The 13,741-nt window shown below is 59.6% G+C and carries 15 protein-coding genes; 10 read left to right on the top strand and 5 right to left on the bottom strand.

Annotated elements, in window-relative coordinates; all coding sequences use genetic code 11:
• The 6 genes from AC2FM5_RS17060 to AC2FM5_RS17035 form a co-directional block, all read left to right on the top strand.
• The coding region (locus AC2FM5_RS17060) for a sigma-54-dependent transcriptional regulator (RefSeq protein ID WP_496737011.1) at nt 1-772 on the top strand (772 nt) is incomplete at its 5' end.
• A gap of 273 nt (nt 773-1,045) precedes the next feature.
• Complete coding sequence (locus tag AC2FM5_RS17055; protein ID WP_170357656.1) at nt 1,046-2,047, top strand: DctP family TRAP transporter solute-binding subunit; 1,002 nt, start codon at nt 1,046-1,048, stop codon at nt 2,045-2,047.
• A 108-nt stretch (nt 2,048-2,155) separates the two neighbouring features.
• Entirely contained in the window at nt 2,156-2,833 is a 678-nt protein-coding gene (locus AC2FM5_RS17050) for a TRAP transporter small permease (protein WP_496737006.1), read from the top strand.
• Entirely contained in the window at nt 2,833-4,209 is a 1,377-nt protein-coding gene (locus AC2FM5_RS17045) for a TRAP transporter large permease (RefSeq protein WP_170338824.1), read from the top strand. Before AC2FM5_RS17050 ends, AC2FM5_RS17045 begins: the two co-directional genes overlap by 1 nt.
• A 193-nt stretch (nt 4,210-4,402) precedes the next feature.
• Nucleotides 4,403-4,714 carry a DMT family transporter gene (locus tag AC2FM5_RS17040; RefSeq protein WP_170357657.1) on the top strand — a complete coding sequence of 104 codons (312 nt, stop codon included), beginning with the start codon at nt 4,403-4,405 and terminating at the stop codon, nt 4,712-4,714.
• 159 nt (nt 4,715-4,873) lie between these two features.
• Nucleotides 4,874-5,239: a nucleoside deaminase gene (locus AC2FM5_RS17035; protein ID WP_496737013.1), complete on the top strand. Its 366-nt coding sequence runs from the start codon at nt 4,874-4,876 to the stop codon at nt 5,237-5,239.
• A 15-nt stretch (nt 5,240-5,254) separates the two neighbouring features.
• Here AC2FM5_RS17035 and tpiA read toward each other — a convergent pair whose 3' ends face one another.
• Both tpiA and AC2FM5_RS17025 read right to left on the bottom strand, forming a co-directional pair.
• Nucleotides 5,255-6,004 carry a triose-phosphate isomerase gene (gene tpiA / locus AC2FM5_RS17030; protein WP_170338818.1) on the bottom strand — a complete coding sequence of 250 codons (750 nt, stop codon included), beginning with the start codon at nt 6,002-6,004 and terminating at the stop codon, nt 5,255-5,257.
• A 180-nt stretch (nt 6,005-6,184) separates the two neighbouring features.
• A complete protein-coding gene (locus tag AC2FM5_RS17025; RefSeq protein ID WP_170338817.1) occupies nt 6,185-6,550 on the bottom strand; it encodes a HesB/IscA family protein in 366 nt (121 codons plus the stop codon).
• Nucleotides 6,551-6,748: 198 nt separating this feature from the next.
• On the opposite strand from AC2FM5_RS17025, the gene AC2FM5_RS17020 reads away from it, so the two are divergent.
• A complete protein-coding gene (locus AC2FM5_RS17020; RefSeq protein WP_496737002.1) occupies nt 6,749-7,054 on the top strand; it encodes a hypothetical protein in 306 nt (101 codons plus the stop codon).
• A gap of 263 nt (nt 7,055-7,317) precedes the next feature.
• Here the strand turns inward: AC2FM5_RS17020 and AC2FM5_RS17015 are convergent, their stop codons facing one another.
• From AC2FM5_RS17015 to AC2FM5_RS17005, 3 genes are all read right to left on the bottom strand, one after another.
• Nucleotides 7,318-7,680 carry an SUF system Fe-S cluster assembly protein gene (locus AC2FM5_RS17015; RefSeq protein WP_170339389.1) on the bottom strand — a complete coding sequence of 121 codons (363 nt, stop codon included), beginning with the start codon at nt 7,678-7,680 and terminating at the stop codon, nt 7,318-7,320.
• A 95-nt stretch (nt 7,681-7,775) separates the two neighbouring features.
• Nucleotides 7,776-8,054, bottom strand: coding sequence for an NfeD family protein (locus tag AC2FM5_RS17010; RefSeq protein ID WP_093962948.1), 279 nt, complete (start codon nt 8,052-8,054; stop codon nt 7,776-7,778).
• Nucleotides 8,054-8,944 (bottom strand): SPFH domain-containing protein, encoded by an 891-nt coding sequence (locus AC2FM5_RS17005; RefSeq protein WP_480775127.1) that lies wholly within the window; start codon nt 8,942-8,944, stop codon nt 8,054-8,056. Before AC2FM5_RS17005 ends, AC2FM5_RS17010 begins: the two co-directional genes overlap by 1 nt.
• Before the next feature lie 175 nt (nt 8,945-9,119).
• On the opposite strand from AC2FM5_RS17005, the gene AC2FM5_RS17000 reads away from it, so the two are divergent.
• The 3 genes from AC2FM5_RS17000 to lon all read left to right on the top strand — a co-directional run.
• Entirely contained in the window at nt 9,120-10,031 is a 912-nt protein-coding gene (locus AC2FM5_RS17000; RefSeq protein ID WP_496736999.1) for a nucleoside hydrolase, read from the top strand.
• A 63-nt stretch (nt 10,032-10,094) separates the two neighbouring features.
• Nucleotides 10,095-11,225, top strand: coding sequence for a tRNA guanosine(34) transglycosylase Tgt (gene tgt / locus AC2FM5_RS16995; protein WP_496736997.1), 1,131 nt, complete (start codon nt 10,095-10,097; stop codon nt 11,223-11,225).
• Between the two features lie 214 nt (nt 11,226-11,439).
• A partial coding sequence (lon, locus tag AC2FM5_RS16990) for an endopeptidase La (RefSeq protein ID WP_496736995.1) occupies nt 11,440-13,741 on the top strand: 2,302 nt, incomplete at its 3' end.

The raw sequence follows: 13,741 nt of genomic DNA, 5'->3' as shown, positions 1-13,741 counted from the left end.
ATTGCGGAACAGGGTGCGCAGCGTTGCCCCAACTCAGGCCGAAGTTCTGGTCACCGGACCGCCCGGCAGCGGTATTTCGAAAGTCGCGGAAGTCATCCATTTGATGTCACCCCGCGCGCAGGGGCCGTTCGTCAAGCGCCCGGCGTCAGGTCTGGGAGCGGATGCCCTGCAGGCGATATGCAAGGATGCGGCAGCCGGATCGTTGTTTCTGGATGAAGTCTCGGCCATGCCCGAGTCGACGCAATATGCGGCCCTGGAGATGATCGAAAACGGGCCCGGGGTCCGCATCATCGCCGGAACAACCGCGGATCTGGCCGAGATGGCGGCCGAGGGTCGTTTCAACGCAGATTTGTTCTATCGGTTGGACGTGATGCGGGTGCGCGTACCGTCTTTGGCCGAACGCCCCGAGGACATCCCGGTGATCTTTCGCCACTACGTCGCCCAGGCGGCCGAGCAGGCCGGGATCGCGGTACCTGATGTCTCGTCCGAACACTTGGCGTCATTGATGGCGCGGGACTGGCCCGGCAACGCGCGTTCACTGATGTCAGCTGCGATGCGTTTTGTTCTGGGGATGCCCGAGGATGTTGCCGCCGCGGCCGATCTTGGGCTGAACGAACAGATGGCGCGCGTTGAGCGCTCGTTGCTGATTGCGGCCTTGGGTCGTCACAACGGAAGGGCGTCGGATGCGGCCAAGTCCCTGAAACTGCCGCGCAAGACGTTCTACGACAAATTGGCCCGCTACGGCATACGCCCTGAAGACTATCGGCGCTGACGCGGAACGATTCGCCCGATGATTCGATGTATGTGCGGTTTTTCGCACACTCGCGAATTTGGGTGTGCGGTTTCCCGCACAAATGTCTGCGATAACAAAATACTCATTGCGGATGTTCTATTTAAGACAATGAAAAGTAATTAGAAAATCTGTCTTCTGCCAGTCGTTTTCGAATTGTTGAACGGTGACCGTCGATTCGTTTCACTCTTGCGCATCCGGCATCCGCATGGATGTCAAAGGAAGTTTCTTTGGAAGTCTGGGAGGAAAAGACAGATGAAATTCCTGGCAACAGCCGCCACCGCGCTTGCGCTTTCCGTTACCGCAACAGCGGGCTTCGCTGCCTGCGACGATGGCGAGATCGTCGTCAAGTTCGCGCATGTGACGAACACCGACAAGCACCCCAAGGGCATCGCCGCATCGCTGCTCGAGCAGCGCGTGAATGACGAGATGAACGGCGTCATGTGCATGGAGGTCTATCCGAACTCGACCTTGTACAACGACGACAAGGTGCTCGAGGCGATGCTGCAGGGCGACGTGCAACTGGCCGCCCCGTCGCTTTCGAAGTTCGAGAAGTTCACCAAGCAGTTCCGTCTGTTCGACCTGCCGTTCATGTTCAAGAACATCGACGCGGTTGATGCGTTCCAGGCCTCGGCGGATGGCCAGGCAATGAAAGACAGCATGCAGCGCCGCGGCCTGCAGGGTCTGGCGTTCTGGCACAACGGCATGAAGCAGATGTCGGCCAACAAGCCGCTGATCGATCCTTCGGACGCCAACGGCCTGAAATTCCGCGTTCAGTCTTCGGACGTGCTGGTTGCGCAGATGGAAGCCATCGGTGGCAGCCCTCAGAAAATGGCCTTCTCGGAGGTCTATGGTGCTCTGCAGCAGGGCGTTGTGGACGGTCAGGAGAACACGTGGTCGAACATCTACGGCAAGAAGTTCTTCGAAGTGCAGGATGGCACCACCGAAACCAACCACGGCATCATCGACTATCTGGTTGTGACTTCGGTCGACTGGCTGGACAGCCTCGATCCGGAAGTGCGCGAGCAGTTCCTGACGATCCTGGCCGAGGTGACCGAAGAGCGCAACAAAGAGGCGTTTGCGGTCAACGAAAAGGCCAAGCAGGCCATCATCGACGCGGGCGGCTCGATCCGCGAGCTGACACCCGAGCAGCGTCAGGCCTGGGTTGATGCGATGAAGCCGGTTTGGGACAAGTTCTCCGGTGACGTCGGTCAGGACAAGATCGACGCAGCTCAGGCGATCAACGCCGGGTTCTGATCCGACACGCAGGTGTGCTCCGACGGTCGCAAGCCCGCCGGAGCACATACCAGGTGGGCCCAATCGCGCCCGCCACCTCGATAAATCAACAAAAATGGGGACAGAAAGATGTCTGGTGTGAAAACCGGCCCCGGTGGGCTGGTCGACCGAATCGAAGAAACCCTGATCGCGTTGCTTCTTGGCCTGATGACGGCCGTGACCTTTGCCAACGTGATCGCGCGTTTCGTCTTCAACTCCAACATCCTTTGGGCGCTAGAGCTGACCGTATTCACTTTCGGATGGCTGGTATTGCTGGGGGCGTCCTACGCCGTCAAGAAACACGCGCATCTGGGTGTGGATGCCATCCTGAATATGCTGCCTCCGGCACCGCGCAGGGTATTGGCACTGATCGCGGTGGGGTGCTGCCTCGTATTCTCGCTGCTGCTGCTGAAGGGGTCCTACGACTACTGGGCGGTTTTTGCCGACCTGCCTCCGACCTCTGGACGCTGGTTCCCCACGGGCTTTGATTTCGACGCTCGTAGTCAGAGCTTCTACGAGGTGGACGACATCCCCATGGTCGCGCCGCTACGGTTCCTCGAAGACCTCATCAACTATGGCGAGTACTACGAGAAGCTGCCCAAGGTCGTGCCGTATTTCGTCCTGCCGCTGTCGATGCTGCTGCTGGTGATCCGCTTTGCCCAGGCCGGGCTGCAGATCCTGCGCGGTGAGGCCGACCGTATTGTCGCAAGCCACGAGGTTGAGGACGAGATCGAAGAAGTCCGGGCCCTTCAGGGAGAACACGACTGATGGATGTAGTACTACTTTTTGCCATGGTCGTGGGCCTGCTGCTGATCGGCGTTCCGATCGCAGTTGCCCTAGGGCTGAGCTCGACCCTGTTTCTTCTGATCTACTCGGACAGCTCGCTGGCTTCGGTTGCCGGGACCCTGTTCGAGGCGTTCGAGGGCCACTTTACCCTGCTGGCCATCCCGTTCTTCATCCTCGCATCGTCCTTCATGACGACCGGAGGGGTGGCGCGCCGGATCATTCGGTTCTCGATCGCCTGCGTTGGTCACCTGCCTGGCGGTCTGGCAATCGCGGGCGTGTTCGCATGTATGCTGTTCGCCGCGCTGTCGGGATCGTCTCCGGCCACCGTTGTTGCGATCGGTTCGATCGTGATCGCCGGTATGCGTCAGGTCGGCTATTCCAAGGAATTCGCAGCTGGCGTCATCTGTAACGCCGGTACGCTGGGTATCCTGATCCCGCCGTCGATCGTCATGGTTGTCTACGCGGCCGCGGTCGAAGTCTCGGTCGGCAGGATGTTCCTGGCCGGTGTCATTCCGGGTCTCATGGCCGGGTTCATGCTGATGGTCACAATCTATGTGATGGCCAAGGTCAAGAACCTGCCGAAAGGTGATTGGAAAGGCTGGGGCGAGATATTTGCGTCGGCACGCGAGGCCGGTTGGGGTCTGTTCCTGATCGTCATCATCCTGGGCGGCATCTATGGCGGTATCTTCACACCGACCGAAGCAGCGGCGGTCGCGGCTGTATACGCCTTCTTCATCGCCAGCTTCGTCTACAAGGACATGGGGCCACTCAGCACCCAGGATGGTGAGCAAAACCTCTCGCTTGTGAAAAAGCCGCTGGCGCTGATCACGGCCTTTTTCCACCCCGACACCAAACATACGCTGTTTGAGGCCGGCAAGCTGACGGTCACCCTGCTTTTCGTCATCGCCAACGCGCTGATCCTCAAGCATGTTCTGACCGATGAGCAGGTGCCGCAACACATTGCCGGCGCAATGCTGTCGGCGGGTCTGGGGCCGATCACTTTCCTGATCGTGGTCAACGTAATCCTTCTGATCGGCGGTCAGTTCATGGAGCCCTCGGGCCTGCTGGTCATCGTGGCGCCGCTGGTGTTTCCGATTGCCATCGAACTGGGCATCGACCCGATCCATCTGGGCATCATCATGGTGGTGAACATGGAAATCGGGATGATCACGCCTCCGGTCGGTCTGAACCTGTTCGTTACGTCGGGCGTCGCGGGAATGCCGATGATGGCCGTCGTGCGCGCAGCACTGCCGTTCCTGGCCGTTCTGTTCGTCTTCCTGATCATGATCACGTACATCCCGTGGTTGTCGACGGTGTTGCCAAACACCTTCATGGGCCCCGAGATCATTACGAACTAGACCGTCGCAATCGATCCGAACCGGGCAACCGGTTCGGGTCACTTTTTGCGCGGTCGGCCGGCATCTGCCAGGCCGCCTCGCTGAATGGCCGGGCTTGAACTCACCATCGGTTCTTCCCACATAGTGAACGAGGACGACCTCCCCACCATGGGTGATCATTCGGGACGACCCGAAGTTGATAGAGGTGTCCCCGATGTCCTGGATCTTTCTTCTTTTTGCCGGTTTGCTGGAAATCGTCTGGGCAGTTGCCATGAAGCAGTCTGCTGGATTCACGCGGCTCTGGCCGACCGTTGTCATGGGAGGCGCAATGGTCGGTTCGTTCGGTTTGCTGGCCCTGGCCATGCGCTCCTTGCCACTGGGAACCGCCTACGTGCTGTGGACGGGTATTGGCGCGGTCGGTGCGTTCCTGGTTGGTGTGATGTTTCTGGGCGAGGCACTGACCCCGCTGCGTGTCATCGCAGCGACACTGATCGTGTCCGGCATGGTCGCAATGAAACTTGCGTGACCGGCCCGTTGTTGACGCAGGCACCCGCGGTGGGCAGGCTGGAACCACCCTGATCACCGCAACCAACGAGTGCCGAAACATGCTGACCGATGATGACAAGCGCCTGATGCGCGTTGCCTACCAAGAAGCCAAAGCCGGTTTCGATGAGGCGGTTGCCCGATCGGATCTGTACTGGCTCGGAACGGCACGATCATCTCGCAGGGCCGAAACCGAAGGGTTCAGCAGGGGGATCCGATCGCCCATGGCGAGATGGATGCGCTGCGCAAGGCAGGCCGGCAGAAGACGTACCGAGATACCGTTCTGTATACCACCCTGTCTCCGTGCATGATGTGCGCCGGAACGATCGTTCAGTTCGGCATCCCACGCGTGGTCATCGGTGACACGGAAAACTTCGGCGGCAACGAAGACTTCCTGCGCGATCATGGGGTCGAGGTTGTTTTGGCCGAAGACCCGGACTGCATTGCGCTGATGTGCAGGTTCGTGACCGAACAGCCTGAGCTTTGGGCCGAGGACATCGCGGACTGAGTGTGCGTGGACCGGTCAGGCCTGTTCCAGCGCTGAAATGATGCCCGAGAAATCGCGTGCCTTCAGGCTTGCACCGCCGACCAGCGCGCCGTCCACGTTTGACACTCCGAAAATCTCCGCCGCGTTGTCCGGCTTGACCGAACCGCCATAGAGCAAACGAACCGACCGGCCGACACCTTCGCCAAATCGCCGTTCAAGTCTGGCGCGAATGAAATCGTGGACTTCTCCGATTTCTTCCAAGGTGGGAACCTTGCCGGTGCCGATGGCCCAGATCGGTTCATAAGCCACGACGAGGTTCTCTCCGGTAGCAAGATCCGGGATCGATCCGGACAACTGTCCGCCAATGATATCGAGCGTATTGGCCGCTTCGCGCTGTTCAAGGCTTTCGCCGACGCAGATGATTGCGGTCAGGCCCGCGTTCATGGCTGCCCGGGCCTTGGCGCGGATATCGTCGTCTTTCTCGCCGTGGTCTTCTCGCCGTTCCGAATGCCCGACGATTACGCTGGTCGCGCCGGCGTCTTTCAGCATCTCGGCGCTCAGATCACCCGTATGGGCGCCCGAAACTTCGGCGTGGCAATCCTGTCCGCCGATGGCGACGCCCGAGCCTTGCACGGCTTGTGCGGCTCGGTGGATCAAAGTTGCCGGAGGGCAGATCAGAATATCGACTGTCGGAGAAGGGTGCGTCGCAGTCAGCGTGTCCAACTCGGAAAGAGCAGCCCCGGTTCCGTTCATTTTCCAGTTTCCGGCTGCCAGTCTGCGTCGCATAGCGGGGTCTCCGTGATCTTTCGTGCGTTTCTATCCAGTTAGCACCCGGATCAAGGTCTGACAATTGCGCTTGGGTGGCTGCGCGCGGGCGAGTCGCGCGACGGATCGATCTGGGTGGACTCAACCAGACGGTGCAGGCGGCAGTTCACCCGCCCACAAACGTTGCAGGCTTTAGGTGACTCAGCGCTGTTCGGCCAGGTTTTCGTCGAACTTGATCGACTCGCCGCAGCCACAGGCATCGACGACATTGGGATTCTTGAACTTGAACCCGGATTCCAGCAGCGAGACCTCGTAGTCGATCTCGGTTCCGAACAGAAACATCTGAGCCATCGGAGCGATCATGACCCGCGCCCCATCCTGTTCGACCACTTCGTCATGCGGATCCGGCTGATCGACATACTCCATGGTATACTCCATACCAGCGCAGCCACCTTTCTTGACGCCAATCCGCAGACCGGCATGGCCACCCGACGTCATCAGGCGGAGGATCTGCTCTGCAGCTTTGGGCGTCATCGTCACGGCCTGTTTGCCGGGAATGCCGAACATCGTCGTCTCCATTTTCGCGCGTTAAACCTAATCTAAGGCCGCAAGGGCCCGGGCTCAAGAGAGCGCGGAGCCCCAAGTTTGCTCATCGCCAGTTTTGACCGTACCGTACGGGCAGTGGGCAGGGTTTGCCGATGAGATCGAATTGACAGCAGAACAAGGTGGGTTTCGATGATGTTGCGGATTTCAAATAAGATTGGCTTGTGCCGGCAGGTTGCGTTTCTGGCTCTTCTGGTGGCCGGCAGTGCCGTTCATGCAGCGGGCGATCACAAGCGGCACCCGGTGAATTGCTCGACCGCCGAAGGTGACCTGCGTGCAATTGCGGCGGAAAAGAAACATGCCGAGGATCAGCAGGCGGAAAGTGTGGTCGCGATCACGCCAGCCGGGGCGCTGCTTGGATTGATCTCTGGAACAGAACAGAAACGGTTGCAGATGCTGTCGGGTGACTATGTCAAGAAACTGGACGACCGCGCCGCCGAGATCAAAGCGCAGTGCAACGTGAAGTAAGTGCACCTCAGCGAGTAAAATAGGGCCGCTCTCGGGCAAGAACGGCCCAGTATTGCAGAGCCTCGGCAGGGGGGCGGTAGACGCTCCAACGTGGTCGCCATTGACTGCTGGGGCGATATTTGAGTCGCCGAGTTCCTGTGACGGGTTCGACTGCGAAGCCCGTACTGTACTTGTTACGCAGCAACGTAACGGTTCGACGACCGATCCGTGACAGCTGGGTTTCAGGTGCGTGACAATTCCCGCGCGTTCAGCGCGGCAGGCCCTTACATGAAGCCAAGTTCCAGCCGGGCTTCGTCGGACATCATCTCCATGCCCCAGGGTGGTTCCCAGGTCAGTTCGACATCCACCTCCTTGACCCCGGCAACGGGCTCGATGGCCTCGACGATCCAGCCTGGCATGTCACCGGCCACCGGGCAGCCCGGAGCGGTCAGGGTCATGATGACTTTGACTGCGTTGTCGCTGCTGATGTCGATCGTGTAGATCAGTCCAAGGTCATAGATATTGACCGGAATTTCAGGGTCATAGACGGTCCTGCAGGCCTCGACCACGGATTCGTACAGAGGGTGCTCAACGGTCGAAGGCGCAATCAGGGGCGTACCTTCAAGCTGTTCGCTGGGGTGGGTCATGAATGCCTCGGGTTGTTACCTGAGCAATTATATAGGGAAAGCTGAAGGCAGCGTCCAGAGGGGGTAGGGCGCCCCGCTACAGGGCGCCGCACCGCTCAGTCGTTGATGTCATGGTCAAACGTCCTGACTTGCCCATGTGGCAGCGCGAACATGCGCCGCAGAACGAGCCATGCGATCAACGACAAGGTGGCGAAGATCAAAAGCAGGACAGGCAGGTTCGGGGCCAAGCCGGGGATAACCAGAAGGATGCCGGTGATAGCCGCGCCGATAGCGAAGCCAAGGAAGATGAAACCCGGCAAGGCCACTTCCAGAATGCCCAGCGCCAGTGCGGCTGCCAGCCATACCCACCACGTCAGCCAGAACGGATCTGCCATCATTTGCCTCCCTTGAGCATTTTGAAGGCGTCGCCAAACGCTTCGAGCGCATTTGCAGGCACGACGATCGTCTGGCTGCCTCCGCCTTTGCCCATCGCATTCAATGCCTCAACTTGTTTCAGCGCAACCTGATACTGGGCGGCTTCGATCCCGTTGTCCTGGATGGCCTTTGCGACGACGCCGGTTGCATAGGCTTCCGCGTCCGCCTGAACGCGACGCGCCTTGGCGGCTTGTTCCGCCGCATACAGCTCGGCGTCGGCCTGCAGTTCGACCGCGCGTTTCTGGCCCTCGGCTTCGGTCACCTGAGCGCGACGAGCGCGTTCGGCATTCAACTGCTGAAGCATGGCGTCGCGGGTCGCCTGATCCAGGTTAACGTCCAGAATTTCGGCGCGGGTTACCTCGATCCCCCAGTCGTCAACCGCGGTTTCGACGCTCTCTTGAATGCGTTCAATCAGTTGCGCGCGATTAGACTGAACCTCGTCCAGGTCCATCTTGCCGATTTCGGCCCGCACGATACCAGCAACGGTCGTTGCGATGGCGCCGTCGACGTCCCGAATGCGGTAGACGGTCTTTTCCGGCTCGAGGATACGGTAGAAGACCGATGTATCGATCTGTACCAACACGTTGTCTTTGGTGATCGCGTCCTGCGTCGCATTGGGCAGCTGACGTTCCAGAATGGATATCTTGTGGCGCGCAACGTCCAGAAAAGGAACGATAAAGTTGATCCCGGGGCCCAGCACAGAGTGGAGGCGTCCGAACCGTTCGACCACGTATTTCTCGGATTGTGGAACGATCTTGATACCCTTGAGGATGATGACGACAACCAAGGCCGCCCCAAGCAGGTAGATGATGTTCGATGATAGCAGTCCGATGATCTGGTCTTCGGTCATTTCTGTCCTCATTTTTTGTGTACGATGGTATACATTTGGGGATTGAAGGGCTGAATTTCAACTCAGCTATGAAATGAACCGAACAGGATATCCATGCAAGGTAATTGGGACAAAGCACGGAGATTTCGGGTTGTGGCTGCTTTGCATCCGTCGTTGATTGCGCTATCGGGGCGAAATGAAACTGATTATCGACACCGACCCCGGCATCGACGATGCCATGGCGATAGCCTACGCCGCCGCCGCTCCGGAAATTGACCTGATCGGCCTGACTACGGTTTTTGGGAATACGCATGTCCAGCAGTCCAGCCGGAACGCGCGGTTTCTGGCTCACAAGCTGGGGTTGGACATACCTGTGGCCCAGGGCGCAGCGTTTCCATGGGAAGCTGACGCACACACGCCCTCTAAGCACGTGCATGGGGATGAGGGTTTTGGCGATGTGGTCGATGTGCCTGAAATCGGCGCGAACCACGACCTGAGCGCAGCCGAGTTTCTGGCCGAGATGGCCCGGCGTCACAAGAAGGGCCTGACGGTGTGTGCGGTTGGGCCGTTGACCAACATCGCCGATGCGATGCGTCTGGATCCGGATTTCGCTCAGAACATCGGCCAATTGGTCATCATGGGCGGCGCGGTCTTCTGTCCTGGCAACATCACCGAACACGCCGAGGCGAATATCTATCACGATGCGAAAGCCGCAGACGAGGTGTTTGCCCAGCCCGCTCCGACGGTTCTGGTGGGCCTGGATGCGACGTTGAAAACGCTCTATCGCGCGGCTGATTTTGAGGAACTGGCGCGACGTGCGCCTGAAATGGGTGGATTTCTAAACGATATCTCTCAGTTCTATCTGAGTTTCTACCGCGATGTCGCCGGGTTGGACGGCTGCGGACTTCATGACTCAACGGCCGTCATCGCCTGTTCGCACCGTGCGATGTTCGAAATTCAAGAAACAGGGTTGAAGGTGGTAACCGAGGGGCCCGAGGTTGGGGCGACCCGGCCGGACCCGTCTCGCCCACCGTTGCAGGTGTGCTGTGACGTCGTTGGTCAGCAGGTGGTAGACCTGTTCACGCAAAGGGTTGCCAGCTTGCCTTGACGGGTTGCAATGGCCGGGCAGATCGGGCAAAGCCTGCCCGGTTCAGCGACCCGAGGCGATGACATGACCCAGCGTTTCTCATTCGAATTGAAGGCCACCGACGGCAAGGCCCGCACCGGCGTGATCCACACGCCGCGGGGCGAGGTGCGCACGCCGGCCTTCATGCCCGTGGGCACCGCCGCGACGGTCAAGGCTATGATGCCCGAAAGCGTGCGGGCCACCGGCGCCGACATCCTGCTGGGAAACACCTATCACCTGATGCTGCGGCCCACGGCCGAACGGATCGACCGCTTGGGCGGCCTGCACAAGTTCATGAACTGGGAGCGCCCGATCCTGACCGACTCGGGCGGGTTTCAAGTGATGTCCCTAGCGGGCCTGCGCAAGCTGACCGAGAAGGGCGTGACCTTCAAATCGCATATCGACGGTTCCAAACACGAGCTGACACCCAAGCGGTCGATGGAGATCCAGCGCCTGTTGGGGTCGGACATCGTGATGTGTTTCGACGAATGCCCCGCATTGCCTGCCGACCGCGACCGGATCGCCGAGTCGATGCGCCTGTCGATGCGATGGGCCGAACGGTCGCGCGAGGCGTTCGGCGACCGGCCCGGCCATGCGCTGTTCGGGATCATGCAGGGCGGGTTGGAGCGCGACCTACGCGAGGAAAGCGCCGAGGCGCTGAAGGCCATCGGGTTCGAGGGATATGCCGTTGGTGGCCTAGCGGTGGGCGAGGGGCAGGAGGCCATGTTCGACTGTCTGGACTATGCGCCTGATTTCCTGCCGACCGATAAGCCGCGCTATCTGATGGGCGTGGGCAAGCCCGACGACATCGTGGGCGCCGTGGCGCGCGGGATCGACATGATGGATTGCGTGCTGCCGTCGCGCTCGGGACGGACGGGGCAGGTGTTCACCCGCCGCGGGGTCGTGAACATCAAGAACGCCCGCCACGCCGACGATCCGCGTCCGCTGGACGAACAGTGCACGTGCCCAGCCTGCTCGAATTACTCGCGCGCCTACCTGCACCATGTATTCCGGGCCAACGAAATGATTTCGGGCATGCTGCTGACCTGGCACAATCTGCATTATTTCCAAGAGATCATGCAGTGCATGCGGGACGCCATCGCCGCCGGTGCATTCGAGGCCTGGCAGGCCGAGTTCCATGCGCAGCGGGCGCTGGGTGATATCGAGCCGCTCTAACGGGCGTGTTGGGCGACCCAAGTCAAAATCAGTGGATATGTTGCCGCGATGCCTTGCAGTCGGGGAAACCTCGGGCCATTCTGATTTGTACAGGTAAGGCGACGAGGTTGAAATGGGGCGGTCCGCGCCCCACCTTTATCGTCCGAGAAAGGAGATGGCCGACGGCTGCCTGAAACAGGGGTCAGTGCCATCTTGCCAATGATAAGGATAGAGCATGCAAGAGCCTCTTAATTCCTCATACCCCGTTCTGCCGCTGCGCGACATTGTCGTGTTTCCGCACATGATCGTCCCGCTGTTCGTGGGGCGTGAAAAGTCGGTGCGCGCGCTGGAAGAGGTGATGCAGGATGACAAGCAAATTCTGCTGTCCAGTCAAGTTGATCCTTCCGTCGACGACCCGACCCAGGACGGTATCTACCGCAGCGGCGTTCTGGCAAATGTCCTGCAGTTGCTCAAATTGCCCGATGGCACTGTCAAAGTGCTGGTCGAAGGGCAGGCACGCGTCAAGATTTCGGAGTTCATTGAGAATGAAGAATTCTTTGAGGCCCGCGCCGAATACCTGACCGAAATTCCCGGCGACGTAACGACGACGCAGGCGCTTTTGCGTACCGTCGCCGATGAGTTCGAGCGGTACGCCAAGGTTCGCAAGAACATCCCGGAAGAAGCCCTGACCGCTGTCAGTGAGGCAACCGATCCGGCGAAACTGGCCGATTTGGTTTCGGGTCACCTTGGCATCGAGGTCGAACAGAAGCAGGACCTGCTGGAAACGCTCAGCATCAGCGAGCGTCTGGAAAAGGTCTATGGCCTGATGCAGGGCGAGATGTCGGTTCTTCAGGTCGAGAAGAAGATCAAGACCCGCGTCAAGTCGCAGATGGAGAAGACCCAGCGCGAATACTATCTGAATGAGCAGATGAAGGCCATTCAGAAGGAGCTGGGCGATGGCGAGGACGGCGCGAACGAGATCGCCGAGCTGGAAGCCAAGATCGCCGAGACCAAGCTTTCGAAAGAAGCCCGCGAAAAGGCGGAAGGCGAGCTGAAAAAGCTCAAGAACATGTCGCCGATGTCGGCCGAAGCGACCGTGGTGCGCAACTATCTGGATTGGATCCTGTCGCTGCCTTGGGGCACCAAGTCTCGGGTCAAGAAAGACCTTGGCCGGGCGCAGCAGATCCTCGATGCCGATCACTATGGCCTCGAAAAGGTCAAGGAGCGGATCGTCGAGTATCTGGCGGTTCAGCAGCGCTCGAAGAAGTTGAAAGGCCCGATCATGTGCCTTGTCGGCCCTCCGGGCGTGGGCAAGACCTCGCTTGGGAAGTCGGTCGCCAAGGCCACGGGGCGCGAGTTCATCCGCATCTCGTTGGGTGGGGTGCGCGATGAATCCGAGATCCGCGGACACCGCCGGACCTATATCGGCTCGATGCCCGGCAAGATCATTCAGGCGCTGAAAAAGGCGAAAACCACGAACCCGCTGATCTTGCTCGATGAAATCGACAAGATGGGGCAGGATTTCCGTGGTGATCCGGCTTCGGCCATGCTCGAGGTGCTGGACCCGGAACAGAACAGCACGTTCATGGACCACTACCTTGAGGTCGAATATGACCTGTCGAACGTGATGTTCCTGACCACGTCGAACAGCTACAACATGCCTGGGCCGCTTCTGGACCGGATGGAGATCATTCCGCTGGCCGGCTACACCGAGGACGAAAAGCGCGAAATCGCGAAGCAGCACCTGATCTCGAAGCAGGTGAAGAACCACGGGCTGAAGGCTAAAGAGTTCGAGCTGACCGATGAGGCGCTGACCGCGATCATCCGCACCTATACCCGCGAGGCCGGTGTGCGGAATCTTGAGCGCGAGATTGCCAAGGTGGCGCGCAAATCGTTGACCCGGATCATCAAGAACGAGACCGACCGGGTTGTCGTGACGGCTGAGAACCTGCACGAATTCCTGGGTGTGCCCAAGTTCCGTTACGGTTTGGCTGAACAGGATGATCAGGTCGGCGTTGTGACCGGTCTGGCCTGGACTTCGGTCGGTGGCGACCTGCTGCATATTGAGGCGTTGAAGCTGCCAGGCAAGGGTCGGATGAAGACCACAGGCAAGCTGGGCGATGTGATGAAGGAATCCATCGACGCGGCTTCGTCCTATGTGCGGTCGATTTCGCCTCAGATCGGGGTCAAACCGCCGCAGTTCGACAAGATCGACATCCATGTGCACGTGCCTGACGGCGCGACTCCCAAGGATGGACCCAGCGCCGGCCTGGCGATGGTGACTTCGATCGTGTCGGTTCTGACCGGTATCCCGGTCCGCAAGGACATCGCCATGACGGGCGAAGTTTCGCTGCGTGGCAACGCCATGCCGATCGGCGGGTTGAAGGAGAAACTGCTCGCAGCTTTGCGGGGTGGCATCAAGACGGTGCTTATTCCGGAAGAGAACGAGAAGGATCTGGCCGACATCCCCGACAACGTGAAGGAAGGGCTGGAGATCATCCCGGTCAAGCACGTGTCGGAAGTTCTGGAGCGCGCAC

Source organism: Ruegeria sp. BHSA162 (assembly GCF_059613385.1).
This window is presented reverse-complemented; position numbering and strand designations above follow the sequence as displayed.